Source organism: Pseudoalteromonas sp. P1-30 (assembly GCF_001400005.1).
Lineage (GTDB): Bacteria > Pseudomonadota > Gammaproteobacteria > Enterobacterales > Alteromonadaceae > Pseudoalteromonas > Pseudoalteromonas atlantica.
Window position 1 is genome coordinate 574,247 of record NZ_LKBC01000001.1, and the last position, 24,660, is coordinate 598,906.

General features: G+C 40.2%; 20 protein-coding genes. 16 read left to right on the top strand and 4 right to left on the bottom strand.

Annotation, left to right across the window (positions count from 1 at the left end; genetic code table 11):
- The first annotated feature begins 155 nt into the window (after positions 1–155).
- The 10 genes from AN395_RS02535 (at position 156) to AN395_RS02580 (ending at position 13,061) form a co-directional block, all read left to right on the top strand.
- Entirely contained in the window at positions 156–908 is a 753-nt protein-coding gene (locus tag AN395_RS02535) for a DUF3450 domain-containing protein (protein ID WP_004586345.1), read from the top strand.
- 10 nt (positions 909–918) lie between these two features.
- Complete coding sequence (locus AN395_RS02540) at positions 919–2,286, top strand: MotA/TolQ/ExbB proton channel family protein (RefSeq protein ID WP_054981958.1); 1,368 nt, start codon at positions 919–921, stop codon at positions 2,284–2,286.
- A gap of 3 nt (positions 2,287–2,289) precedes the next feature.
- Positions 2,290–2,817, top strand: coding sequence for a MotA/TolQ/ExbB proton channel family protein (locus tag AN395_RS02545; RefSeq protein ID WP_029772985.1), 528 nt, complete (start codon positions 2,290–2,292; stop codon positions 2,815–2,817).
- A gap of 51 nt (positions 2,818–2,868) precedes the next feature.
- Positions 2,869–3,282: a biopolymer transporter ExbD gene (locus AN395_RS02550; RefSeq protein ID WP_004586342.1), complete on the top strand. Its 414-nt coding sequence runs from the start codon at positions 2,869–2,871 to the stop codon at positions 3,280–3,282.
- A gap of 12 nt (positions 3,283–3,294) precedes the next feature.
- Positions 3,295–3,900 (top strand): energy transducer TonB, encoded by a 606-nt coding sequence (locus AN395_RS02555; protein ID WP_200910436.1) that lies wholly within the window; start codon positions 3,295–3,297, stop codon positions 3,898–3,900.
- Positions 3,901–3,933: 33 nt separating this feature from the next.
- Complete coding sequence (locus AN395_RS02560) at positions 3,934–5,262, top strand: CDC27 family protein (protein ID WP_054981960.1); 1,329 nt, start codon at positions 3,934–3,936, stop codon at positions 5,260–5,262.
- 300 nt (positions 5,263–5,562) lie between these two features.
- Positions 5,563–7,164 (top strand): hypothetical protein, encoded by a 1,602-nt coding sequence (locus AN395_RS02565; RefSeq protein ID WP_004586339.1) that lies wholly within the window; start codon positions 5,563–5,565, stop codon positions 7,162–7,164.
- A 95-nt stretch (positions 7,165–7,259) separates the two neighbouring features.
- Positions 7,260–9,977, top strand: coding sequence for a TonB-dependent receptor plug domain-containing protein (locus AN395_RS02570; RefSeq protein ID WP_054981961.1), 2,718 nt, complete (start codon positions 7,260–7,262; stop codon positions 9,975–9,977).
- Between the two features lie 367 nt (positions 9,978–10,344).
- Positions 10,345–11,484 (top strand): aspartate-semialdehyde dehydrogenase, encoded by a 1,140-nt coding sequence (gene asd, locus AN395_RS02575; protein ID WP_054981962.1) that lies wholly within the window; start codon positions 10,345–10,347, stop codon positions 11,482–11,484.
- A gap of 461 nt (positions 11,485–11,945) precedes the next feature.
- Positions 11,946–13,061: a DUF748 domain-containing protein gene (locus AN395_RS02580; protein ID WP_054981963.1), complete on the top strand. Its 1,116-nt coding sequence runs from the start codon at positions 11,946–11,948 to the stop codon at positions 13,059–13,061.
- 66 nt (positions 13,062–13,127) lie between these two features.
- On the opposite strand, the gene AN395_RS02585 is transcribed toward AN395_RS02580, so the two are convergent.
- The gene (locus AN395_RS02585) at positions 13,128–13,955 is read right to left on the bottom strand and encodes an ion transporter (RefSeq protein WP_004586335.1); all 828 of its coding nucleotides are present in this window, start codon (positions 13,953–13,955) and stop codon (positions 13,128–13,130) included.
- An 89-nt stretch (positions 13,956–14,044) separates the two neighbouring features.
- Here AN395_RS02585 and AN395_RS02590 point away from each other — a divergent pair, with 89 nt between their 5' ends.
- The 6 genes from AN395_RS02590 (at position 14,045) to AN395_RS02615 (ending at position 22,411) form a co-directional block, all read left to right on the top strand.
- On the top strand, positions 14,045–14,257 hold the full coding sequence (locus AN395_RS02590) for a hypothetical protein (RefSeq protein ID WP_004586334.1): 213 nt from the start codon (positions 14,045–14,047) through the stop codon (positions 14,255–14,257).
- A gap of 3 nt (positions 14,258–14,260) precedes the next feature.
- Positions 14,261–14,542 carry a hypothetical protein gene (locus tag AN395_RS02595; RefSeq protein WP_054981964.1) on the top strand — a complete coding sequence of 94 codons (282 nt, stop codon included), beginning with the start codon at positions 14,261–14,263 and terminating at the stop codon, positions 14,540–14,542.
- A 59-nt stretch (positions 14,543–14,601) separates the two neighbouring features.
- Positions 14,602–14,793, top strand: a complete 192-nt coding sequence (locus tag AN395_RS02600) for a YwbE family protein (RefSeq protein ID WP_004586332.1) — start codon at positions 14,602–14,604, stop codon at positions 14,791–14,793.
- Positions 14,793–15,308 carry a DUF4240 domain-containing protein gene (locus AN395_RS02605; protein ID WP_004586331.1) on the top strand — a complete coding sequence of 172 codons (516 nt, stop codon included), beginning with the start codon at positions 14,793–14,795 and terminating at the stop codon, positions 15,306–15,308. Before AN395_RS02600 ends, AN395_RS02605 begins: the two co-directional genes overlap by 1 nt.
- A 190-nt stretch (positions 15,309–15,498) precedes the next feature.
- Positions 15,499–21,798 carry a M4 family metallopeptidase gene (locus AN395_RS02610; RefSeq protein ID WP_054981965.1) on the top strand — a complete coding sequence of 2,100 codons (6,300 nt, stop codon included), beginning with the start codon at positions 15,499–15,501 and terminating at the stop codon, positions 21,796–21,798.
- 145 nt (positions 21,799–21,943) lie between these two features.
- Positions 21,944–22,411, top strand: a complete 468-nt coding sequence (locus AN395_RS02615; RefSeq protein ID WP_054981966.1) for a hypothetical protein — start codon at positions 21,944–21,946, stop codon at positions 22,409–22,411.
- A 1-nt stretch (position 22,412) separates the two neighbouring features.
- Here AN395_RS02615 and AN395_RS02620 read toward each other — a convergent pair whose 3' ends face one another.
- The 3 genes from AN395_RS02620 to AN395_RS02630 all read right to left on the bottom strand — a co-directional run bounded on the left by AN395_RS02620 (position 22,413) and on the right by AN395_RS02630 (position 24,574).
- A complete protein-coding gene (locus tag AN395_RS02620) occupies positions 22,413–23,672 on the bottom strand; it encodes a Y-family DNA polymerase (RefSeq protein WP_054981967.1) in 1,260 nt (419 codons plus the stop codon).
- Positions 23,660–24,073, bottom strand: coding sequence for a S24 family peptidase (locus tag AN395_RS02625; protein ID WP_004586327.1), 414 nt, complete (start codon positions 24,071–24,073; stop codon positions 23,660–23,662). The genes AN395_RS02620 and AN395_RS02625 overlap by 13 nt, the downstream gene beginning before the upstream one ends.
- An 81-nt stretch (positions 24,074–24,154) precedes the next feature.
- A complete protein-coding gene (locus AN395_RS02630; protein WP_004586326.1) occupies positions 24,155–24,574 on the bottom strand; it encodes a MarR family winged helix-turn-helix transcriptional regulator in 420 nt (139 codons plus the stop codon).
- Positions 24,575–24,660: the final 86 nt, after the last annotated feature.

The window sequence follows — 24,660 nt, forward strand, 5'->3', positions numbered from 1 at the left end:
TACAGCTGTAACAAAATAGACTTTTTTGCGCAACATGCCTGTCATTATTCATCTATACAATTTCACTCATTGAAAATCTTTAGCCTAAAACAAGTCAGTTTAGGCTAAAACAACAAACTAGCAAATCCGCTAATTAACGAGTAAAGGTGTATGCGATGAAAGGCGTTAAACCATTGATCTTAGCTGGTATTGTAGCAGCAAGTGCTGCAGTACATGCCAATGATTTAGAAAAGGTTATCGATAAAAGCAGTGAAATAAATAAATCAGCTGCGCAATCACAAACAAAAATAGACAAGATTGCTGATTCAATGCAAGGCCGTCTTCAACAGTTTAAAACCCTTAATAAAGAAATTGATGGTTTAACTGTTTATAACGCGCAATTAACTAAACAGTTAAATAACCAAATTGAAGAAATGGAGTCACTTAACCTTTCAATGGATCAGGTCTCTATTATTGAGCGTCAGATCACACCACTAATGCTGCGCATGATTGAAGGGCTTGAGCAATTTGTAGCACTTGATGTGCCATTTTTGCAAGAAGAGCGCACTAAGCGTATTAGCTCTTTAAACGCCATGATGGACCGTGCAGATATTAACTCAAGCGAAAAATTCCGCCGCGTATTAGAAGCATATCAAGTAGAAGTTGATTACGGACGCACTATTGAAGCCTACACCTCACTGCTAACGGTAGACGGTAAAGAGCGTGAAGTAGACTTTTTACGCATTGGCCGCTTAGAGCTTATTTATTTAACACGTGATGGTAAGCAAGCTGGTAGCTGGGATGAAGAAACAAAATCGTTTGTTACTTTACCAGACTCAACAATTAGCCAAATCAACAAAGGTTTACGTATCGCACGTAAGCAACTTGCCCCAGATATGTTAACTCTGCCAGTACACGCAGCAGAATAAGAGGTTGAAGATGAAACTGTTTACTCAAATGACAAAAATGGCCCTTTTTGCTGCAAGCCTAAGCTTTGCAGGCGCAAGTGTGGCAGCTGAGCCTATGGACTTAGACTCATTATTAAAAACACTTGAAGAAGGCAAATCGGCTCAAAGCGCGCAAAACAAGCAACGCGAACAAGAATTTATGGCGCGCCAAAACGAACAAGTGCAAATGCTTAACAACACACGAGCAAAACGTAATCAAATGCTTGCTGAGTCTGAGCGCTTAGAAACACAGTTTGAAGAAAACGAAATTAAACTTGCTAACTTAACAGATACACTGTCTAAACGAATGGGTTCTTTAAAAGAGCTATTTGGTGTGCTTCAGCAAGTTGCTGGTGATTCTAGCAATAAGTTCGCTACCTCTGTGGTATCAGCTGAAATTGCGGGTCGTAGCACATTTATGGATGAGCTAGCACAAAAAATGGGCTCTACTTCAAAGCTTGCCTCTATCGAAGATATTGAAAAAGTATGGTTTGAGCTACAACGCGAAATGACAGAGCAAGGTAAAGTAAGCCGCTTTACTACCGATGTAATTGTACAAGGTGGTGAAAAAGCACAACAAGAAGTGGTACGTGTAGGTGCTTTTAACTTAATCTCTAACGGTAAATACCTAGAATTTAACCCAGTAACAAATACCTTAAGCGAGTTAAATCGCCAGCCTGTAGCACGTTTTACTGCAACTGCAGAAGAGTTACAAAATGCAAAAAATGGTGTTGTGCAGTTTGCACTTGACCCAACGGGTGGCTCAATTTTAGGTTTATTAGTGCAAGCACCAGATACCGAAGAGCGCGTACACCAAGGTGGCACAGTCGGTTACGTTATTTTAGGTGTAGGTGTTATTGCTTTACTTATCTCACTTGAACGTTTTTTCTCATTACTGATTATGGGCGGTAAAATTCGTCGTCAACTTAAAGATGATGTAGCACGCGATGACAACCCACTTGGCCGCGTAATGAAAGTTAAAGATCAGTTCCCTGATGTTGCCCACGACACATTAGAGCTTAAATTAAGCGAAGCTATTTTACGTGAAATGCCAAAAGTAACGCGTAATTTAACGCTTATTAAAATCATCTCGGTGGTGGCGCCGCTGCTAGGTTTACTAGGTACAGTAACCGGTATGATCAACACCTTCCAAGCAATCACATTATTTGGTACAGGCGACCCTAAACTAATGGCTGGTGGTATTTCGCAAGCATTGGTAACAACGGTGCTAGGCTTAGTTGTGGCAATTCCTACGGTATTTTTATACACCCTACTTAATACACGCGCTAAAAACATTCTGCTTACTATTCAAGAGCAAAGCGCAGGTATTATCGCACAGCGAAGCGAGAAGGGAGCATAAACCATGGTGCTATTGATTGACTCAATCAATGCTATCCGTGATTTTCTCGACACTGGTGGCCAAGTCCTCTTGGTCATCGGGGTGTTAATCTTCGCGATGTGGTTATTGATACTCGAGCGATTTATTTATTTTTTCAAAGGTTTTCGTAGTTACAAGCAAAACGTAAAAGCGCAGTGGAAAAACCGTGCAGAGCGCAATAGCTGGAATGCTGAGCAAATACGCCAGGCGATGATTTCACGTGCTTCAATGCGTTTAGACACCAACTTAGCACTGATAAATGTAATGGTTGCATTGTGTCCGCTACTTGGGCTGTTAGGCACAGTAACGGGAATGATTGAAGTATTTGATGTAATGGCAATTACCGGTACAGGTAGTGCGCGCTCTATGGCATCAGGTGTTTCTAAAGCAACTATTCCAACCATGGCAGGTATGGTTGGCGCACTTTCGGGTGTATTTGCCTCTACGTTTTTACAGCGCAGAGCCAAGCGCGAAGTTGAACTACTTGAAGACAGCATGGTTTTAGACCATTAAGTAACATTTTGATAAGCGGCTTATAGAGTCGCTCATCCTAGGAGAATAAAAATGAGAGCCCCGTTAGGAAACCTATTACAAGAAGACGAAGCAGAAGAAATTAACATGACCCCAATGTTAGATGTTGTATTTATCATGCTTATTTTCTTCATCGTTACCGCCTCGTTTGTTAAAGAAGCCGGTATTGATGTAAACCGCCCAGAAGCCGCAACAGCGGTTAAAAAAGAACGCGCTAATATTTTAGTGGCTATTTCTGATACAGGCGAGATTTGGATTAATAAACGTCAAATCGATGTACGTGCAGTGCAAGCCAATATCGAACGCTTAAAAGCAGAAAACCCACAAGGGAGCGTGGTTATTCAAGCTGATAAAAAAGCCACCACTGATATGTTAATCAAAGTAATGGATGCGTCGCGTGCTGCAGGTGCGTTTGATGTTTCGATTGCTGCACAAGATGCGTCTTAAGGGTTAGCCATGTTGCGATATTTAGTAGCATTAATAGTAGCGGGTGTAGTGACCTTTATGCTGTTTTTAGGCATGCAGGCACTGATCACCGGTGGTGAAGGTGCCATGTCGGAGCCAGTAAAAGGAAACGTTTTAGACTTTGTACGTTTGAAAAAAGAAGAAACAGTACAAAAGAAAGAGCGTAAACCGCAAAAGCCACCTACACCAAAAGAGCCACCACCGCCTATGGAGTCGCCGCAAATGCAAAATAATGATGCAAACGCGGCCAGCAATAATTTTGATTTTGGCGCGGATGTAGGCAGCGATGTTGACCTAGCGGGTGGCTTAGCGCTTGAAACAAGTGATGGTGAATACCTACCCATTGTAAAAGTAGCTCCAGTGTATCCGCGTCGTGCTTTGTCGCGTGGTATTGAAGGCTATGTAATTGTTGAATTTATAGTAACTAAGCAAGGTACTGTACGTGACCCGCAAGTAGTAAAAGCGGTCCCTGAGTCACTGTTTGATAGAGCAGCGATGGATGCCGCACTTAAATTTAAATATAAACCGCGCGTAGTAAATGGTGAAGCCGTTGAAGTGGCGGGTGTTCAAAACAAAATATCTTTCCAAATTAATGGTTAACTTATCTTAATTGGATGAAATAGCGAGGCGATTATGAAATTACTACCTACAGCTAAAAATTTAAAACTGGCATTATTTTGCACTGCCGCGATCAGTGCAAGTATTGTTGTGCCAAGTACGCTAAGCCTTGTGCCGGGGCTAAACGTAGCAACTGCCCATGCAGAGCAAGAGCAAAAAACAAAGCGTGTACCCGCACTGCGCGAAAAGGTTTATAGCCAGCTTGCTCGTGCGCAAAAGCTCGCTGACGATGGCGATGTAAAAGCCGGCCTTGAAGCACTTAATAGCATTCAAGAGCGAGCTTCAAGTATGAACTCGTATGAAATTGCGATGATGCATAACTTTTATGGCTTTATTTATTACAACGAAAATGATTTGCCAAAAGCCATTGCCTCGTTTGAAAAAGTGGTAGCCGAAGAGGCTATTCCTGAGTCATTACGTTTAAGTACCACGTTTAGCTTAGCGCAGCTCGCAATGGCAAACGGCGAGTATAAAAAAGTTATCGCGTTTTTAGATAAGTGGGATGAAATAAATACCAAACCTATTACAGAAGGGTATTACTTACTTAGAGCGCAAACTTACTACCAGTTAAAAGAATACCCAAAGGGGCTTGAGTACATTAATCAAGTTATTGCTCTTAGCGACAGCGAAGGTAAAACCCCTAAAGAAAACTGGCTGGTACTACAGCGCGCTATGTATTACTCACTTAATCAAACAGATAAAGTAGTTGCAGTGCTTGAGCGCATGGTTAAACTTTACAATAAACCAGAGTATTGGGTTCAGCTAGCTGGTATGTACGGAGAAACCGGCAAAGAAAAAGAGCAACTAGCAGTAATCGAAGCGGCGTATCAACAAGGCTTTTTAAAAACCAAGTCTGACTTAAGACAGTTATCGCAAACTTACCTTTATAACGGCCTGGCATACAAAGCAGCTAAAACAATGAGTGATGCGATAGAAAAAGGCATTGTAGAAAAATCAGCGAAAAACTATGCCTTTATTGCAGAGGCCATGATTCAAGCTAAAGAAGATGAAAAATCGATTAGCTACTTTACAAAAGCGGCTGACCTATCAGAGCATGGTAAGTACGATCAACGCCTAGCAGAAGTGTTTGTTAACACTGAGCAATACGAAGAAGCGGCTGATGCTGCGCGTAAGGCGCTTGATAAAGGCGGCCTTGATTTTGAATCAAACGCTTACGTTGCGCTAGGTATGGCACAGTACAATATGCAAAATTTTGATGCGTCTATTTTAGCGTTTGAACAAGCCCAAAAGCATGATAAATCACAACGTTTAGCAAAGCAGTGGATTAAATATGTTAAGCGTGAAAAAGTGCATGCGCAAACACTTAAAGCCGCGTTACTTTAACTTTATACCCTAACGCTATTTTACAAATAAAGAAGCGTTTACCTATTTCATAATCGCAACACCAAAACCGCCTTAGGGCGGTTTTTTTCGTTGTTAAAATATTTAAGTTGTTGAATTTAAATTAATTACTATTGTCATCTTATGGTTACTAAACTGTAACTGGTTTGTCATATCTCTACAGTATCTTATTTGCATCCGATAACTCAGGTCACCTTAATGCATGAGTATCGTGCCTTAAAGTGACTTAAGTTTTTACTTAATGCACTAACAAAATAATTAAATACTTTAACGGAGTGAACAATGAAATTATCTGATTTATTTAAGGTCAGCCTAGTAGCAACTGCAATGACACTAGCTGGCTGTGGCGGCGATATCGAAATTACACCTACTGTAAACGATAACAGCTCGTCAACAGATAACAGTGTTAATAATTCAAACAATACAACTGGTTCAACAACTGAAGAAGAAGCTGTTTGTGCAAGCTACGAATCAGATGCAGGTACGGTAACAGGCGTAGTAAGTGGCATTGATTGTTTATACAACGACTCGTTTGCAAGCAAAACAATTTCTATCACAAGCAACATTACTTTCGCTGAGCTACCTGATGGCGGTGTCCACGTTTTTGAAGATGCATTACAAATTGGCGAAGACGGCAGCACTGTAGATGGCTTTGAAGTACCAGCAAATGGTCCAACAATGACTGTTGAACCAGGTGCCGTTTTAGCATTTGGCTCAGGTGAAGCAATTGTACGCATTGCACGTGGTGCAAAAATTCAAGCGGTAGGTACTGAAGAAAAGCCGGTTGTATTTACTTCTGCAAACGCGTTTGACCGTTTTGATACAGCTGGCGAAGGCGCACGCTACGCAGATTGGGGCGGTATCATCATTAATGGTAACGGCATTACTGACCAATGTACTGATGCAGAGCGTGATGGTGGTACGTGTAACGTAGCCTCTGAAGGTATTACAAGTTACTTTGGTGGTAACGATAATGCAGACTCTAGCGGTAATATTAAATGGGCTAAAATTTGGTACGCAGGTTCAGGCCCTCGCGTTGGTGGTGAAGGCGATGATTTGAATTCACTAACACTAAATGCAGTTGGCTCTGGCTCTGAGTTTGATTACCTACACATTCACCAAGGTTTTGATGACGGTATTGAAATTTTTGGTGGTGCTACAACGCTTAAGCACGTAGCGGTAACAGATACACAAGATGATTCGTTTGACTTCGACGCCGGTTGGCAAGGTAAAGCTCAGTACTTATTTATTCAACACGGTACTGTGACACTAAATGATGGCACTGTTGTTAACATGGGTAACAATGGCTTTGAGTCTGATGGTGTTAAAGGTTCTTCTACCGAGCAAGTGTCTCCATCTAACCCAACGGTTGCCAATGTAACGGTTGTAACTACAGATGGTAACTCGGTACGTGATGACGACCCTTCACAAGCTTACAAGTTTGATGACCAATTTAATTCAAGCATTTACAACACAGTTATCGTTAAGCAAAACGCAACTAACACGCAATGTATTGAGTTCTCAGGCGACGGTGAAGCACAAGCAGATAAAATCTCATTCACAAGCTCTGTAATGGCGTGTTCTGCAAACTTTACAGATACAGATACGTTTGCAAGCGGGCCATTAGAAGGTCAAACAAAAACAGCGTGGTTTGAAAATGACGGTGCTAACCAAATCTTAACTGATGATGTTGCAGTACTTGCAGATAACGGTTTTGCAACGAACACAGCAGCTGCAGAAGTAACGGTTACTGCAACAGATTTAAGCACAAGCGATTCATTTTTTGAAAGCGTAAACTACATTGGTGCGGTATCGGATCAGGATACAGACTCTAGCTGGTATAAATGGGTTGAAGCGGCTGTTACAGCAGCAAATGCTGACTAAATAGCACACCATTATAACCTCTGATTAAAGGCGCCTTGTGGCTTGTTATTTAAGCGTCAGGCGCCTCTTTTGTATAACCTGATTAGGATTATCTCATGTCTAAAAAGCATAGACTCAATCAAATTACCTGGGCAATTGGTTTAGGTTTAGTCGCTCATTCGACGAGCTTAATTGCTGCACAAGCCGATGAACAGTTAACAAACGAACAAGAAATAGAAGAAGTTGTTGCTGTAGGTACGCGTTTACAAGGGAGCGCTGCGGCAGTTGTAGAAGAACGTAAAAACCAAGCCTTTGTTGCCGATATTTTAGGCTCTGAACAATTATCACGCACGGGCGACAGCGATGCAGCATCTGCGCTTCGTCGAGTGACAGGCCTAACGCTTGTTGATGGTAAGTTTATTTACGTTAGGGGCCTAGGTGAGCGTTACTCTAGTGCGCGTTTAAATGGCGCTTACATCCCAAGCCCAGATTTAACCCGTAACGTTATTCCGCTTGATATTTTCCCTGCAAGTATTATTGAAAGTATGGCTGTTCAAAAAGCTTACTCTCCAGACATGCCAGCAGCGTTTGGTGGCGGTAATATAGATATTAGAACTAAATCCGCACCGAGTGAATTTACAGCAGGCATTGAAGTGGGTGCAGGTTACGATACGGCATCAAGTGATGGCTTTACCTACAATCGTAACGAAAATGGCATTCCAAGTGAGTTATCGCAGGCTATTTCAACATACCGTGGTGATTTTAGTATTGGCAATATTGTTAGTAGTGAAGGCTTTGAAGATGGCGATTTAACGCGTGCAGAACAAGCAACCGCTGTTAATAACGCACTTTTAAAGTCGCTTCCTCGCGATTATGAGTTAAAAGAAGAGTCGTTAGACCCGCGTTATAATATTAAAGCCCATTATGGTGATAGTTTTGAAGAGAGCTATTTTGGCGGCAAGGTTGGGTTTTTACTGGCAGGTGCTTACAAAAACGAATGGGATTTTGAAGAACGTTTTAGCTCAGTTATCACCCAAGATTTAGAAAACGAAGAAGGCAATGTTGATTGTACAACGTCGTTAGCGACCAGTGAAGATGTGAGTAACTCGTGTTACAACACAGTCAAAAATTCGCAAGTGACAACTGAAACCGAAAGTTATAACGGTTCATTGAGCTTGTCATACCGTTTAGGTACGCACAGTATTTCTGCTCAACAGCTTTACATTATTGATAATGAAGATGAGTCTGAAATTGCTATTTCGCAAAGCCCTGCGGGTAGTTCTACGTTTAGTATTGCGGGTGATGGGATTGCAAACCGTAATCATGAGTTTAATTACGAAGAACGCCAATTAAACATTACTCAAGTTATGGGCCAACATACCTTTTTAGATTATTTTGGTATTGGTGCCGATTGGCAGTACACCGAAGCTAAAGCAACGACTGATATACCTACCAGTGCCGACTTTGAGTTTCGTGACACTTATAATAGTGATGGCAGCTATGCCGGCTCAACTATTACAGGGGATGATAACCGTGTAATTATGTCATACACCAATATGGAAGAGCGTGTTAAATCGTACGGTGGTAACTTAACGCTGCCGCTTAGCTTTGAGTCTATGGAAGTTGAGTTTAAAGTTGGTTACGATTTTTCTGACAGAGCTCGAATATTTAATACCTCAAGCTTTGCTATAAACAACAGTGGCGGCTCAGGTATTTCAATAAACGACGGTAGCACTGATGCGCTTAATAATAGTGGTTTTTTAACTGACGACTTTATTGATAATAACGCTGTGTTAGTTGACTTTAATGAGCCAACAGCCCCTGATGCCGATGATTACATAGCTGCGCAAAAGGTGGATGCAGGTTATGCGTCTTTCGATGTGTTTTATGATCAATGGATAAGAATAAGCGGTGGTATTCGTTATGAAGAATTTAAACAATCTTCTATCGGTACATCGAGCCTTATTTTTGATGAAGACGATTTAAATACCTTTTACGATCCAGATAAAATTCAAGCAGGCTCTGTTATTACCGATGATTGGTACCCGGCACTGTCTATTACCTATGTAGGTGGCGATGATTACCAGGTGCGCTTAGGTTATGGTGAAACAGTGGTACGCCCTGATTTTCGTGAAGTAGTGCCTGTTACGTATTACGACCCTTTGACTGACATTAGAACGTTTGGTCGTACAGGTATGAAAAGTAGCCCAATTAAAAACTACGACTTACGTTATGAATATTACGGACAAGCCGGTAATTCATTTAGCGTAGCGGCGTTTTATAAAGATATTACTGCGCCAATTGAAACGGTTTTAAACATTGGTGATGAAGATTACTCAGCATCGTTTATAAATGGTGAAACAGCAGAAGTTTATGGTATTGAAGCTGAATGGCTACAAGACTTAACATTTGTAAGTGAAGGCCTATTTACTAGCGGTAATATCACATTAAGTGATTCTGAAGCGTCTATTGACCCAGCACTGGCGGGTACATTAACTAATCCTAAAAAACGTATGACTGGCCACTCTGAATATGTAGTTAATTTACAATTAAACTACGATTCGTTAGATGGCATGCACAGCAGTTCTTTAGTTTATAACGTATTTGGTGAGCGAATTTTAGCAGCGGGTGTTGCTAATAGAGATGACGCGTATGAGCAGCCATTTCACTCACTTGATTTAGTTTATACTTATTACCCTGATTTTAATTCTAAGATTAAGTTTAAAGTTAAAAACTTACTCGATGAAGATCAAGAGGTAACACAATCAGACATTATAGTGCGCTCAAAAGAGCAAGGTGTAACGTTTGATTTAAGTTACAGCTACGAGTTTTAATTTTCTTCCCAAGGAAGGGGGATATAATAAAACCTAACTACCGACTAGCCCTGTATTTAATACAGGGCTTTTTTATGACTATGAAAAATATTTAAGTTTCGCTTTATTCACTAGTTTTAGGGCGCTTGGGGTGTTAGGTTAGCTTTATACTAATCGACTTAAATATCTAGTCATTCTAGTGTGCTAAATAAAGCGCTAAAGGCGTTATAAATTTTTGATGCAGAACAGCTACATATAAAAATTTATGGCTTGTTATCTCGCTATTAATTTGCCGCTATAAATGATTAATAACTTAATATGATTGGTTTTAATAAAAATTAATTCTCACGCAATGAATTTTAATTTTTAATGTATTAAGGCATCTTTTATGAATCAAACAGTGGAAAAAACAATGAAAAAAGTAGGATTAGTCGGTTGGCGTGGCATGGTTGGCTCTGTGTTATTAGAACGTATGCAGCAGCAAAGTGATTTTGCACATATCGACACCACCTTTTTCACCACCTCACAAGCTGGGCAAGTCGGCCCTGATATTGCTGGCGACGCAAAACCGTTATTAGATGCAAGTGATGTAAATGAACTTGCTAAAATGGATATTATTGTTACCTGTCAAGGTGGTGATTATACCAAAGCGGTTTACCCTAAATTACGCGAATCGGGTTGGGATGGTTACTGGATTGATGCAGCTTCTGCACTTCGTATGGTTGATGACAGCATTATTGTACTTGACCCTGTAAATAAAGATGTCATTGAACAAGGTTTAGAGCAAGGCGTAAAAACTTTTGTAGGCGGTAACTGTACCGTATCGTTAATGCTACTTGCTTTAGGTGGTTTGTTTGAGCAAGACCTAATTGAGTGGGTAAGCCCAATGACTTACCAAGCGGCCTCTGGTGCCGGCGCTCGTAATATGAAAGAGCTTATTGCACAAATGGGCGCTATTCATTCAAGTGTTGCCGAGCAACTAGATAATCCAAGTTCAGCTATTTTAGAAATTGATAAAATAGTGAGCGAAAAAATGGCTTCAAGCGATTTACCACAAGACCAATTTGGCGTGCCGCTAGCCGGTAGCTTAATTCCTTGGATTGACGTGCCAATGCCAAGTGGCCAGTCTAAAGAAGAGTGGAAAGCTCAGGTTGAAGCGAACAAAATTTTAGGCTCTTCTAAACAGCCTGTGCCAATTGATGGTTTATGTGTACGTATTGGTGCAATGCGTTGTCATAGCCAAGCAATGACCATTAAATTACGTGAAGACATTAGCGTAGAAAAAATTGAAGAAATTTTAGCTTCGCATAACGAGTGGGTTAAAGTTATCCCTAATGAGCGCGAAATTAGTGCAACTGACTTAACCCCAGTTAAAGTAACAGGTACTTTAAGTATTCCTGTTGGTCGTATTCGTAAATTAGCCATGGGTCCTAAATACATTAGCGCATTTACCGTGGGCGATCAGCTGTTATGGGGCGCTGCAGAGCCACTTCGTCGTATGCTTCGCATCATTGTAGACGGTGAATAATTTCTGCATTTAAAAGTATGTATTTAAAAGGGGTTAGCATATTGCTAACCCCTTTTTTAGTTAAGCGGCACTGCATACGCTACTTTATTTTTTCCTTCGTGCTTAGCTTTCGTTTTGCTATTTACAACGCTTGCTCAATGATGCTGTAACGCGCTGTATATAAATGCACTGTATATAAAGCGTATAAGTTTGTGCTTCATTAATACCTAGGAAAAACGTAATAAATATTAATATTGCCATCCCCTATGCTCTGTCGGAGCAGTTATAAAATTAATGAGTATATGAAAGGCTCAGTAAGCTTGCTTAACTCGGCTCATTGCATTTTTTGGTATAGCTTTTGCTCGTACTAATCTATTACACCTTTATTCGCTCGGTTTTCGCTGTTTTGTGAGTACTTAATTCACTTATGCAGGTATTTTTTACTTATGCCGAGATGCTAAGCCTTCACATAAGGATAGATAATGGCTTCTACTTTTAAAAATACACGCAAAAAATGGTTTTATGCTTTAGTGGTTACAGCCTTGGGGTTAATTTTACTCAGAGCTTTAGCCCCTTATGCGGTTCAATATTATGTAAATCAGCAGCTTGAACAAACTCAAGGCATAACAGGGCATGTGGGTGATGTTGATTTGTACTTATACCGAGGCGCTTACGCTGTTGATGAGGTAGAAATTTACGCGGTAGATGCCACGCAGATGCCTAAGCCGTTACTGTCTATTGATACACTTGATTTTTCGCTTGCGTGGTCTGCTTTATTAAACGGTAATTTTGTCACCAACATGGCTTTTACCCGCCCAGAAATTGTTATTTACGATAAAGACCCAACTACCGCTGAACAAAATCAACAGGTGAAAGATGAAACCACGTGGGTAGGCCTTGCTAATGATCTCGTGCCTTTTTCAATTGATACGCTACGTATAGACAATGGTAAAGTAACCTTAGTTAACGCCACCAGCGAAGGAGAGCAGCCTACTTACGTATCAAATATAAACGCTAACATTAACAATATTACCAATGCACAAAACCTCTCTAAAACTTTAGTTACGAGTTTAAAAGTAGAAGGGCAGCTAATGGGCGAAGCTAAGCTGTCTTTAAATGGTAAATTGGACCCCTTTAGTGATGAAGCTAATTTTGATTTTAATGTTGAAGTGCAGCGTTTTTCGGTTAAAAATCTCGAAACTGTTTTTAAAGTGTATACCCCATTTGACATTGAAGCCGGCGGAATAGATGGCGCAATGGAATTGGCCGCTAACAATAATAACTTAAATGGATATGTAAAAGCGGGTGTGCACGATTTAAGTGTTTTTTCGTGGCGCGAAGATATAGAAAAAGATGATGACGGTCTATTTACCGCTATTTTTGAAGGCAGTATTGATTTACTCAGCTCGCTATTAGAAAACGATGAGTCAAAGCTGGTGGCTGCTCGGGTGCCCATAGATGGGCAATTAGATAACGCTGATGTATCTACTTTTGAAGCCGTGGTTTCTGTATTAAAAAATGCGTTTTTTGAAGCTTTTAAAATGAAGGTTGATAATGTTATTTCGTTTGAAAGCACGCAAGAACAACAAGGTGAGTAACTAAAAGCCCTTTGTATTAACTCAATACAAAGGGCTTTTTAAGTTTTAGCAAGTAAAATAGATCAGCTATTTATTGGAGTTGGTAATATCTGAGGTTTTACTTAATAACGTTTTTAGCTCAGCTATTTGCGCTTGTAGTTCAACCACTTGTCCTTGCGTTGCAGGAAGTGAGTTATTATCCGCTTTTAGCTCACGGGCATTACGATGCTCCTCGCTCATTACTTCTAAAATGGCACCTACCATCATGTTTAAAAACACAAACGCAGTTAAAAAGATAAACGTGAGGTAGTAAATCCAGCTTAGCTCGTACACCGCCATGGTTTCGTACATAATGTCGGTCCAATCTTCAAAGGTAGCTATCCTAAATAGCGTTAACATTGAAATGGATACATCTTGCCAAAGTACCGGGTTAATATCGGCAAACATCATACTGCCCATGGCTGCGTAAATATAAAAAATAACAAACATAAGCAGTGCTATATAGCCCATTTGCGGAATGGCTTTAAGCAACGAATTTACAAGCAAACGCAGCTCTGGGATCATAGATACTAAACGCAGTACCCTAAATATACGCAGCAATCGGGCAAGTAACATAGTTGATCCTGCAGCTGGGTATAAGCTGCCAAGTACAATAATGGTATCGAATATATTCCAGCCCTTTGAAAAGAAGTCTTTTATTCCTTTACTTGCAATAAAGCGAATAATGAGTTCGATTAAAAAGAAAGCTGTGATCCCTACATCCATCCAATTTAGAATGAATTCTACAGTGGGGTGAAGAGAATATGTATGAGCACCTACGGTGAGGGCAGAAACAACAATGACAGCTATAACAAATGATTGAAATATCTTGCTTTTGTCTATACGCTGAAACAGCTTTTGTAACTGCGACATCATAATTATGGGTCCTATGCAAAGTCAGGTTTTTATGACGCTAATATACAATAATATTGTTGCTTTCGATAACGAAAGTGTAAGGAATTCTAATGTTAATCAGTCAAATAACTAAAAGCGCATTGCTGTTTGTGGGATTTTCGGTACTTGCTGGGTGCAGCTCCGACGCTCGCTTTCACGAAATTCAATCAGCACGTTTAGATGAATGTAATTATAAAGCCGATAAAGAATATTACGAGTGCCTTGAAAATCAAGATAAAAATTTTGAAGAGTATAAAAAACAGCAAAGTGAACAAACACAATAATTTATGACTAAAACACAAAAATTGCGTGATAAACAAATACGCCAAGCCCTCACCAACGCCTGTGAGCAAATAAAAACGACTCATTATGGTTTTGCTTATTTAACTCACACCATTGATTTAAAAAATGAAGCAAAGTCACTAAACATAAGCTGCTATTTTGAAGATGATATAGCCTATAACGACACCGAAGCGCATTTTTGTCGGTTAGTCGATATTATTCACGCTGAGCTTAGCAAAATAAGCTTACCGGTAGCGGCTAAGCAAATAGCGTTTTTAGTTGATTAACATTGGTTTGCCTAGCTATGGACGTTATAATTACCAAAATTATTTTTAGGATGTAAAGCATGGCTGTTCCATCGCGTTCGCAAATCACACCAGGTACAACCGTAAATATTGTATTAAAAGAAGATCAACGCAGCGGCACATTAACTCAAGGTGTAGTTGAGCGTTTATTAACTAAATCACCTAATCACCCGCATGGTATTAAAGTACGCCTAGAAGATGGTCAAGTCGGCCGAGTAAAAGAGATTTTATAATGACAGCGTTAACAGAGCAGGAATTTTGGGATTTAGTGACCACGCCTGAGTTAGGGCTCGACCCACAAAGCGTAAGCGACAACTTAAAAGCTAAATTGAGCGAGTTAACCGACGAGCAGCTCATTGCTTTTGATAAATTTTTTGGTATTCACATGCGCAAATGTTTTACCTGGGATTTATTTGGTGCCGCATTTGTTATGGCTGGCTGTAACGACGAATACGGTTTTAGCGAATTTAGGTGCTGGCTCATCTCCCGCGGGGAGACGGTATTTAATAACGCATTAAGCAATGCCGACTCACTAGCACAGTGCTCCCCTGTGTATTATTTAAATGAGCAACCTTACCCTTATATTGATGAATACGACTTAATAGCCGGTTTATTATTTGAAGAGCGTAACGACGACGAATTACCTTTTGTACCCTCAGGCGAGCAACCGGCAGGTAAACGCTTTAAAGACAAACCCAAGTTTTTAAAACAAAGCTATCCGCAATTATTTGCAAAATACTGGCAGTAATACTCAACGTTATTTACATTCAAGATGGTTGCATTTAACGCCACCATCTTGAATTTTCCTTTCACAGTTGTTCACAATCGTACCTATTTATTCACTTTTTTAAATGACTCTATGTTAATAGTTATGTTACATTAATGTGTTTTTAAATGAACAGACACTGAATAATAACAATATACGACATAGGAATGTTATGTATAAAACACTCTCATCAGGATTGATAGCGTTTTGCTTTTTAAATTCGCTAAGTGCACACGCGGCGGTTTCGCAACGAGTAAACAAATCATCTTTATCAGAAGTTAACTTACTTTTAAATCAAAGCGTAGGTTTAACTAATCAGGCATCCACCCATTCTTACTTTATTGAGTTAGATACGCCTCAAGCCTTAAATGCAAAACAAACTCGGTCATCAGCTAAAAAGATGCAGCAGTTTTTTGCAGGCGTGCCTATTTGGGGGCAGCAAATACGAGTGCAATCTAGCAATCAACACATAAGTGGTTTTTTTGCTAAAAATATCGATGCTGTATCTTTAAATAAAACGGCTAATAATCAGTTTGATGAATTTTCTGCGGTTAAATCTATTTTAGTAAACGCTAAACTTGATGAATCTACCGCTTATCAAGTATTAAACAGCCAACGTTATGTTTATATTGATAACGGAGTCGCACATTTTGTTCGCTTAATTGAATTAAATGTATTTGAAAATGGTGTTGAAAAAAAGCCAATAGGTTTAGTAAGCGAATCTGATTACAGTGTATTTAAACAGTGGAATAATATTAAAAGTGCCCAAGGTACAGGCCCTGGCGGTAATACAAAAATAGGGCAGTATGAATACGGCACTGACGTTGAAGCACTGGATGTGACACAGCGTGGTGAGATGTGTTTTTTAGAAAACGAGAAAGTTAAAACTGTCACCATGGAGTCGGGTTTTGAGCCAAGTGAAGCTTACTCTTTTGCCTGTGATAGGAATACCTACAAAGAAGTAAATGGCGCTTACTCCCCACTAAATGATGCCCATGCATTTGGTACTGCGGTATTTGATATGTATCAACAGTGGTACAACACGGCTCCGCTTACTTTTCAACTGTTGATGCGTGTTCACAGTGGTGATAACTGGGAAAATGCAACGTGGAATGGTCAGGCCATGACCTTTGGCGATGGCGCTGATAGGTTTTACCCGTTGGTTTCACTTGATATCGTATCTCATGAGGTAAGCCATGGTTTTACTAGTCAAAACTCTAATTTAATTTATGCAGAACAATCTGGTGGTATAAACGAATCTTTTTCTGATATGGCGGGTGAAACAGCCGAGTATTTTTTACGCGCAGAGACTGATTGGTTATCTGGCGCTGATATTTCAAAAACTAGCCCCGCACTTCGTTATTTTGAAACGCCATCACTAGATGGGCTTTCGATTGATCACGCAAGTGAATATTACTCAGGTATGGATGTTCACTTTAGTAGTGGTGTTTTTAATCGTGCTTTCTTCCTACTTTCGAACACTGATGGTTGGGACCCTAAAAAAGCGTTCGAGATAATGCTTTTTGCAAATCAAAACTATTGGGTTAACTCTAGTGATTTTATTGATGGAGGCTGTGGTGCTATAAATTCTGCTATTGATTTAAGGTATGAAGCTAACGATGTCATTGCAGCATTTAATGAAGTAGGCGTTACTTGCGATAACATTCAGTTTATAGATGCCGATGCCGATTTAATGGATGATAACTGGGAGCTGTTTTACGGATTAGATCCTAGTAATGCTGATGACGCTGGACTTGATTTAGACCAAGATGGTTTAACAAACCTTGAAGAATACTTAGCGAATACTTTCCCTAATGCAACGGATACCGACTCAGATGATCTATCAGATTATGATGAAGTTAATGTATACCTTACGGAACCTAACAATGCAGACTCTGACTTTGACCGCATGCCTGATGGCTGGGAAGTTTCGTTTTCATTAAACCCATTAAATGCAGATGATGCTCAACTTGATTTAGACTCAGACACATGGAGTAATGTAATCGAGTTTTTTGGTAACAGTGACCCTTCAGACGCAAGCTCTGAGCCGGTCGTTTTTCCTGAAACAACCTTTGACTTCGATGATGCAGCTGTTCCAGATTTGCTTATTTCGTCAAATTTACAAACGCCTTGGGTAACAACTCAAATTAATGAAGATTCTGGCTTTGTGTTGACTAATAACGACATTACAGACAACCAATCAACCAGTGTTGAGTTTAGCTTTTTAAATAGCGAGCAAGGCTATGTAAACTTTAACTACGCATTAGACACAGAAGTTGGTTATGACTATTTTACTGTTTATATTAATGGTTCAGTTGTTTTAGATGAGTCAGGCATAAGCCAGTGGAAAGCGGCGTCTTTCCAAGTTCCTGCTGGGCTAAATACTGTTAAGTTTACTTATTCTAAAGATATGTCCGTTTCTACTCCTGCAGATGCTGTATATATAGATAATTTATATATAGGGCCTAATTTTCCTGATGCTGATAATGACGGTATGTCTGATTCTTGGGAATTACAGCATGGTCTTGATATAAATAATAGTGAAGATGCATCACTTGATGCTGACGCGGATGGCTTATCTAACCTTTTAGAGTTTTTAAACGCGGGTTTACCAAATAACCCTGATACAGATGGCGATACTATCCCTGATGGCTGGGAGTACAATAATAGTTTAGATTTAACCAGCTCGTCTGATGCAGCAGAAGATGCAGATAATGATGGGTTTTCAAATCTAACCGAGTATTTAGCAAACACTGATCCGCAGTCAGATACTTCTTTCCCTGTTGCTTTAAACCTCACTACCTCCTTTGAAGGCTCTGCACTACCTAGTTGGATGGTTGAAGCCGAAGGTTCTAGTGCTCCTTGGTTTATTACGAATGATTTTGCGACCGACGGTATACAAAGTATTCGCTCAGGCGTTATTAGTCACTCACAGTTTAGTAGCTTCACTGTAACAGGTTTATTTGAAGAGAGTGTATTAGCATTCGATTATAAAATTGAATCAGAGTCTTGCTGCGATTTTTTAAGTATTACTATTGATGGACAACCCGTTTTTGAGCGTAATGACCGAGGTAATTCAAATACCACAGAAGCAACGTCTATTGTGCTTAACCTAAGCGAAGGGCTTCATAATATTGAATTTAAATATTATAAAGACGGTTCTGTTTCATTCGGTGCCGATACTGTATGGCTTGATAACTTTGCTTTATTTTCTCCAACTGATTTAACAGATACTGATAACGATCAACTGCCAGATTATTGGGAATTAGTTAATGGATTAAATCGCCTTGATGCAAGTGATGCTGCCTCTGATGCTGATACTGACGGTCTTTCAGCCCTAGAAGAATTTAACCTAGGAACAAATCCAACCTCAGCAGATACAGATGGTGATGAACTAAGTGATGGCTATGAGGTAAGTAATGATCTTTTACCTTTAGATGCTGCAGATGCTAATTTAGATTACGATGAAGATGGTTATACAAATATTCAGGAGTTTTACTCTCAGAGTCTAGCTAACGATGCTTCATCATTAGTGCAATCTTTTACGCAATTAAATGAAAGCTTTGAAGATGGCCTTCTTCCGACTAAGTTTACCGAACTTGCTGTTAACTCTTGGGGTTGGCAAGCTAATACAAGTTGGTCTACTTTGGGCGATGCAAGCCTTAGCTTAGCATTAACGCCTACTAGCAAGGTTGGGGGGTTTGCCATTGCGGGGTTATTTGAAGCCGGTTTTATTAACTTAGACTATTTGGTTTATGACTCTCCAGCGCTGCAAATAAGCTTAAATGGTATCCCTATAGATGTAAATCGTGGTAGCCAGTCTCGTTTATTGTTACCGGTAGATGATGGTTTTAACATTATTAAAGTTAAATATGAGGACTTATACCTTCAGCAGCAACCGTTATCAGTTGATAACATTACCTGGTCTGCAGATATAGACCTCACCAGCGACTATGATTCGGACGGTATTCCTGATTTTTGGGAAGTTGAATATGGGCTAAATGCTTTAGAACCCTACGACGCTAATTATGACGCCGACTATGATGGTTTGACTAATTTACAAGAGTATCAACTTTCGGGTAATCCGCTTAGCTCAGATTCAGATGGTGATGGTGTTCAAGACAGTGAAGATAGCCACCCAGATGATGCAAGCCGCGGTGAAAATAGTCCGCCTGAGTTTATATCGAGTCTTGAGCCGATTACGCTTGAAGCGACTTCACAAAATACTAATTTCACCCGTCTATATACTCCAGAGGCAAGGGATAACGGCCATTTAGAGCCTCAAGTATACACAAGCTCAGGGTCTTACTTACCCCTTGGTGAGCACCAGATTACATGGATTGCACGAGATAATGTTGGTAACGAAACATCGGCTATACAAACAGTCACACTTGTTGATACAACTGCCCCGATTATCCAACCGTATACTTTTAGTGTTTATGGCAGCACGATCACGGCTATAAAAAATGCACTTTTAGATAGTCGTGTTATTTACGATAGTGTTTCAGCTATAACGCTTCTGGAAATTGATGATAGCTTTGTATTTAGAACAGGCGATGTATCTATTCCTGTATCTGCTGTTGATGAAGCTGGAAATCATGTATCAGGCGACGTAAGGGCTATGATTTTCCCTGAAATCAGTATTCAGCCTACTACGTATGTGTATCAAAATGGTAATGTGCTTGTAGATGTTTTTATTAGCGGCGCTAACCCATATGGTTACTCTAGCTTTCATTTACAAGCTAATAATAGCACCCAGTATTTTACTACTAATCAGTATGGACCTATTAAGCTTGAGTTAGAGCGAGAATTTGTAGGTGGCGCAGCAAGTATTAGTGTCCTATCTAATGGTAATGCGTTTATAGACAAAAATGATAACAGCCAGCTAGTGTACTTAAGTGAAGCGGCACAGGCTCAGTTTATTACTGATTTTTATCAAAATGGTAAAGCAGTTAATAAAACTATTCAGCGTTCTTTACCTGACTTTAATGCCACCATTAAGTTAGTAAATTTACCTAGTACAGGTAATGATGTATCACTTGAGCTTATTGGCCCCGCAGGTGTTGATTTTTACATTTATAAAACAGCTGATTCACAGTGGGATGTTTCATTTAGCGCTAATCTTTCTGAGCAAACCAATAATATAGATTTAACTTTACGTGTAAAACAAGGTGATGAACTACTAGCAACTAAGCAAACTAGTTTACGTATTGTTGATAGCGTTATATTTGATGACCCTGAGCTAGATACTGATGGCGACGGTATACCTGATATTGAAGAGGGAGTAGGTGATAGTGATAAAGATGGTATTGCTGATTACCTAGATAGCACTTCTACTACTAATACAGCTATCTTAGCTTCAGGTGATAGTGCTCACAGTATTGATGAGTTTAATCACTTAGCTGTAGGTAGCATTAAAGAGGCTCTAGCAGCGGGTTATATTGCTGATATGTCTATTTCTGAACAAGCACTAAGCACTTATTTCTCAGATTTAGATATAATAGAACCTCACTTCCAAGCTAAAAGTGATGTAATTAACCTTCGTGTTACGTTATCTAATTCATCAAGCACCGCAGAAATTGCACTACCTGAGTATGTAAATGCAATTTTAAGCTCAGACATGCAAGTAAGAGTACTAACCGCTGCTGGTTGGCAGTCGGCCACTGTATTATCAGGTAATGTATATGAGCAAGTGTGTTCACGCTGCTTTAGCTTTGCAGTCGCAGATGGTAGCGCATTCGACCTTGATGGAGAGGTTAATGGGGTTGTTGAAGTTGTGGCAAAACTAGCGCAGGAGAGTCTAAATCAGGCGCCAGTATTAGATGTAGATATGCCGGCCACAATAGAAGAGCTTGCTACTATTGAGCTTGATGCTTCTGGCTCTACTGACCCTGATGGAGATGCGTTATCTTACGAATGGCGTGTTGAACACTCTCAGTTATCTATTACAGCTGAGGATACTCAAGGTAAAGCGGTACTTACCGTGGGTGAGCTTGAGCAAACGGTTGATGCGGATATTACGTTAGTGGTATCAGATGGCTATGAGCAATTTACGCAAGTATACACCGTTAGCTTTTTACATGTAAATCAGCTTCCAAGTGTAGAATTAAGTACATCTGCGGTTTCGGTTAAAGAAGGTCAGGAAGTTTCAGTGACAGCGTCTGCAACTGATAAAGAATCCTCAGAGCTTTCTTTTAAGTGGGTTCAAACAATGGGTGTAGAAGTGGCGCTAAGCGATGTTGACTCCAGCACACTTAAGTTTACAGCGCCGAGTGTGTCGCAAACTACAGAGCTGGGCTTTAAGCTTATTGTATCTGATGGTGAAGGTGAGACTGAGCAAAGTTTAGCTGTGACTGTCACTAATGCATCTGGCACAAGTAGTGAAAAGGGCAGTGGCGGTGGTTCATTAGCCTTCATTTTGCTGCTTTTAGCATTTTCTGTTGTGTACACAAGAGCGCAGTGCTTTAAGTAACACTTACTAATAAATATATTTTTATATTGATAAAAGCCCCTTGATGTATTCAAGGGGCTTTTTCTTTTATGAACCAAATGTATTTTAAGTAAGTATAGAGTTGAGTGTGTTATGCTATTTTTATTAGTAATGAGTTGGAATTTTAATGAGTTATCGTAAAATTTTATTATGTATGAGCTGTTTATTTCTAAGTAATGTACTTTTTGCTAAAACTGTTACGCCGAGTAATAAAAGCCGTTTTATACCGTTATTAAAAACAATGCTTGGCGATTACCAGGTGGTAACTGCTAACTCCCCACTGTGTGTGGATAGTCAGTTGAGTTTAATTAACCCAGTTTACCCAGACGCGGGTTTTAAATTAGGCGAGCATATTGCGTTTGAAAGTTTACACAACGGCACCCGTACAACTAAAAAGCCAAATTTTTGTTTTGTAACTAGCTCGTATAAATACAAAAGTGATGGTGTTGATAACAGCTTAAAAATGAGCCGCTGTATTGACCCCAATAACGAAAAAACTATCAGACAAAGCATTAAGTTTACCAGTGTTACAACGCTCAAATATACGCAGAATACCCCCGCAGTAGAGTGCACATTTACAAGGCAGGTTGATTAACTTACTTACAATGAATTTGCGGTATATCGTGCCAGCGCGTTGTGTATTGGGGCGATAAGTAATCTCTGTTCATATGCCAGCCTTGATTTAGTTTGCTGCTGGCTAGGGTGAGTATGCCTTTTCCGTAGCGGTTGTTTATTGTATCAAGACACTGCATTAATTTAGGGTTATCGGCACTTTGGCTAAATAAATCAGTTTGCTGATACTGCACCGAGGTAAGCTCTAAAGCGCCTACACCACATTTATAAAACCGTACACCTGGCTGGTAAATATGAGTAAATACTTCTGATACTGCATTGGCCATTACGCAGGTATCGTTAGTGGGGGTGGCAAATTTATATATAAACGACTTTTTACAATAGCGGTCTTCGTGTTTGCCAGTGGTGGCAAATATATAAAGCTGTTTTGCTAATGAGCGCTGCCCTCGTAGTTTACTGGCAACCGTGGTTACGTGGTTAATAAGGGCGGTTTTAAGTGCAGTAGGCTCACTGATCCGCTCACCAAAGCTGCGAGTAGAATATATTTCTCGCTTATCTTGGCGTACATCGTCCCATGTTAAGCACGCAATACCATTTAGCTCACTTACGGTACGCTCTACCACCACACTAAACGCGCGGCGCATGGTTTTAGGGTTTTGCTGTGCCAGATCCCACGCGGTATGTATGTTCATTATATTAAGCTTTTTAGCTAGGCGCTTACCTATGCCCCATACATCGGCGCAGCTCATTCTTTGTAAAATTGTTTGGCGGCTTTGCTCGTTATTTATAACGGCCACCCCATCAAACCCGCTTAGCTTTTTAGCTGCATGGTTAGCGGCTTTTGCCAAAGTAGGGGTTGGGCCAAAACCAACACCTACAGGGAGTTTAGTTTCGCGCCAAACGGTGCGCCTTATTGTATGCCCGTACTCGTGCCAGTTTTGTATAAGGGGTGTGTAGCCATTAAAGTGCAAAAACGACTCATCAATACTGTATATGTATTGTGTGTCGCAAAAGCGGCCAATTACGTTCATCATTTTGGCGCTTAAATCGGCGTACAACTCATAGTTACTCGAACGTACAACCACCTTGTGTTGCTCAAGCAGGTGCTTAACTTTAAAGTAAGGGCCAAACTTAGGAATGTTTAAGCGCCGAGCTATCGGGCATACTGCACATACGCAGCCATCGTTATTAGTTAAAACCACCACAGGTTTAGAGCGAATAGCGGGGTCGAACACTTTTTCGGCACTGGCATAAAATGCAACGGCATCGACTAAGGCGTACATTTTAATAGCTCAGGGCTTGGGCGGTGCATTCTAATCGATAGTGTAACCACTCCCTCTAACTGAAACTCATCAGCTGAGGTTAGTTGTACCGGCTTATGTAAAGGCGATGCCGAGAGTAACCGCGCATTGGTTTTATCTAATAGCTTACACACAAATAAGCCATTTAAGTTAGCAACAATAACATCGCCGTTATCGGCTTGCTCAGCACGGTCTACAAGCAGTAAGTCGCCTTCAAAAATCCCCACCTCTTGCATGGAATTACCCGAGGCAATACCAATAAAGGTGGCGTCGGGGTGCTTTATTAATAGCTCATCAAGAGAAACACCGAGCTCGGCGTATTGCGCCGCGGGCGATTCAAACCCACACACACCGGCTTCTATATAAACGGGAATAACAAACATAACACAACCTAAAACGCACATACTGTATAAGTGTACAGTATATGCGTTTTGTGTAAGTTATGCCAAGAAATGAAAGACAGATCACGCCATGTTTTTGATCATTTGTTGCGCGGTATCTAAAAAGTCTTTGATTTGCTGCGGGTTTAAGTTTTTACACATTTGATCATTTATTTGCTGCTCAGAGGCTAATAACTTATCAAATAATGTATTGCCTTGCTCGGTGAGCGACAAAATAAAGCAACGTTTGTCGTGCTCACTTGCTTGCTTATTAATAAGGTTTAAGGCAATAAGATCTTTAATTAAGCGGGCAATTTGGGCTTTGTCGCGCTGTGTTTTAGTCACAATGTCGTTAGCGGTACAGTTAGATGTACTGGCAATAATGTGTATACAACGCACGTGCATAGCATTAATACCCAGGTCGCCTGCGTTAATAGCCTCACGTATTGTTACGCGGTAATTTTGCATCAGCTCAAATAGGGTATTTGATAAAAGCGTGTTCATAAGCTCTCTAATGGTTGACAATATCAATTAGTTTGTTATAGTTGATTTTATCAACCAATGGGGCGTTGTGCAATGCTTGCTTTAAA

What these genes read in the sequence shown, in the direction of transcription:
- AN395_RS02550 (WP_004586342.1), top strand. Translation starts at nt 2,869, where the DNA reads ATGAGAGCCCCGTTAGGAAACCTATTACAAGAAGACGAAGCAGAAGAA.
- AN395_RS02565 (WP_004586339.1), top strand. Translation starts at nt 5,563, where the DNA reads ATGAAATTATCTGATTTATTTAAGGTCAGCCTAGTAGCAACTGCAATG.
- AN395_RS02545 (WP_029772985.1), top strand. Translation starts at nt 2,290, where the DNA reads ATGGTGCTATTGATTGACTCAATCAATGCTATCCGTGATTTTCTCGAC.
- AN395_RS02620 (WP_054981967.1), bottom strand. Translation starts at nt 23,672, where the DNA reads ATGTACGCCTTAGTCGATGCCGTTGCATTTTATGCCAGTGCCGAAAAA.
- AN395_RS02535 (WP_004586345.1), top strand. Translation starts at nt 156, where the DNA reads ATGAAAGGCGTTAAACCATTGATCTTAGCTGGTATTGTAGCAGCAAGT.
- AN395_RS02560 (WP_054981960.1), top strand. Translation starts at nt 3,934, where the DNA reads ATGAAATTACTACCTACAGCTAAAAATTTAAAACTGGCATTATTTTGC.
- AN395_RS02630 (WP_004586326.1), bottom strand. Translation starts at nt 24,574, where the DNA reads ATGAACACGCTTTTATCAAATACCCTATTTGAGCTGATGCAAAATTAC.
- AN395_RS02615 (WP_054981966.1), top strand. Translation starts at nt 21,944, where the DNA reads ATGAGTTATCGTAAAATTTTATTATGTATGAGCTGTTTATTTCTAAGT.
- AN395_RS02540 (WP_054981958.1), top strand. Translation starts at nt 919, where the DNA reads ATGAAACTGTTTACTCAAATGACAAAAATGGCCCTTTTTGCTGCAAGC.
- AN395_RS02610 (WP_054981965.1), top strand. Translation starts at nt 15,499, where the DNA reads ATGTATAAAACACTCTCATCAGGATTGATAGCGTTTTGCTTTTTAAAT.
- AN395_RS02605 (WP_004586331.1), top strand. Translation starts at nt 14,793, where the DNA reads ATGACAGCGTTAACAGAGCAGGAATTTTGGGATTTAGTGACCACGCCT.
- AN395_RS02585 (WP_004586335.1), bottom strand. Translation starts at nt 13,955, where the DNA reads ATGATGTCGCAGTTACAAAAGCTGTTTCAGCGTATAGACAAAAGCAAG.
- AN395_RS02600 (WP_004586332.1), top strand. Translation starts at nt 14,602, where the DNA reads ATGGCTGTTCCATCGCGTTCGCAAATCACACCAGGTACAACCGTAAAT.
- AN395_RS02590 (WP_004586334.1), top strand. Translation starts at nt 14,045, where the DNA reads ATGTTAATCAGTCAAATAACTAAAAGCGCATTGCTGTTTGTGGGATTT.
- AN395_RS02625 (WP_004586327.1), bottom strand. Translation starts at nt 24,073, where the DNA reads ATGTTTGTTATTCCCGTTTATATAGAAGCCGGTGTGTGTGGGTTTGAA.
- AN395_RS02580 (WP_054981963.1), top strand. Translation starts at nt 11,946, where the DNA reads ATGGCTTCTACTTTTAAAAATACACGCAAAAAATGGTTTTATGCTTTA.
- asd (WP_054981962.1), top strand. Translation starts at nt 10,345, where the DNA reads ATGAATCAAACAGTGGAAAAAACAATGAAAAAAGTAGGATTAGTCGGT.
- AN395_RS02595 (WP_054981964.1), top strand. Translation starts at nt 14,261, where the DNA reads ATGACTAAAACACAAAAATTGCGTGATAAACAAATACGCCAAGCCCTC.
- AN395_RS02570 (WP_054981961.1), top strand. Translation starts at nt 7,260, where the DNA reads ATGTCTAAAAAGCATAGACTCAATCAAATTACCTGGGCAATTGGTTTA.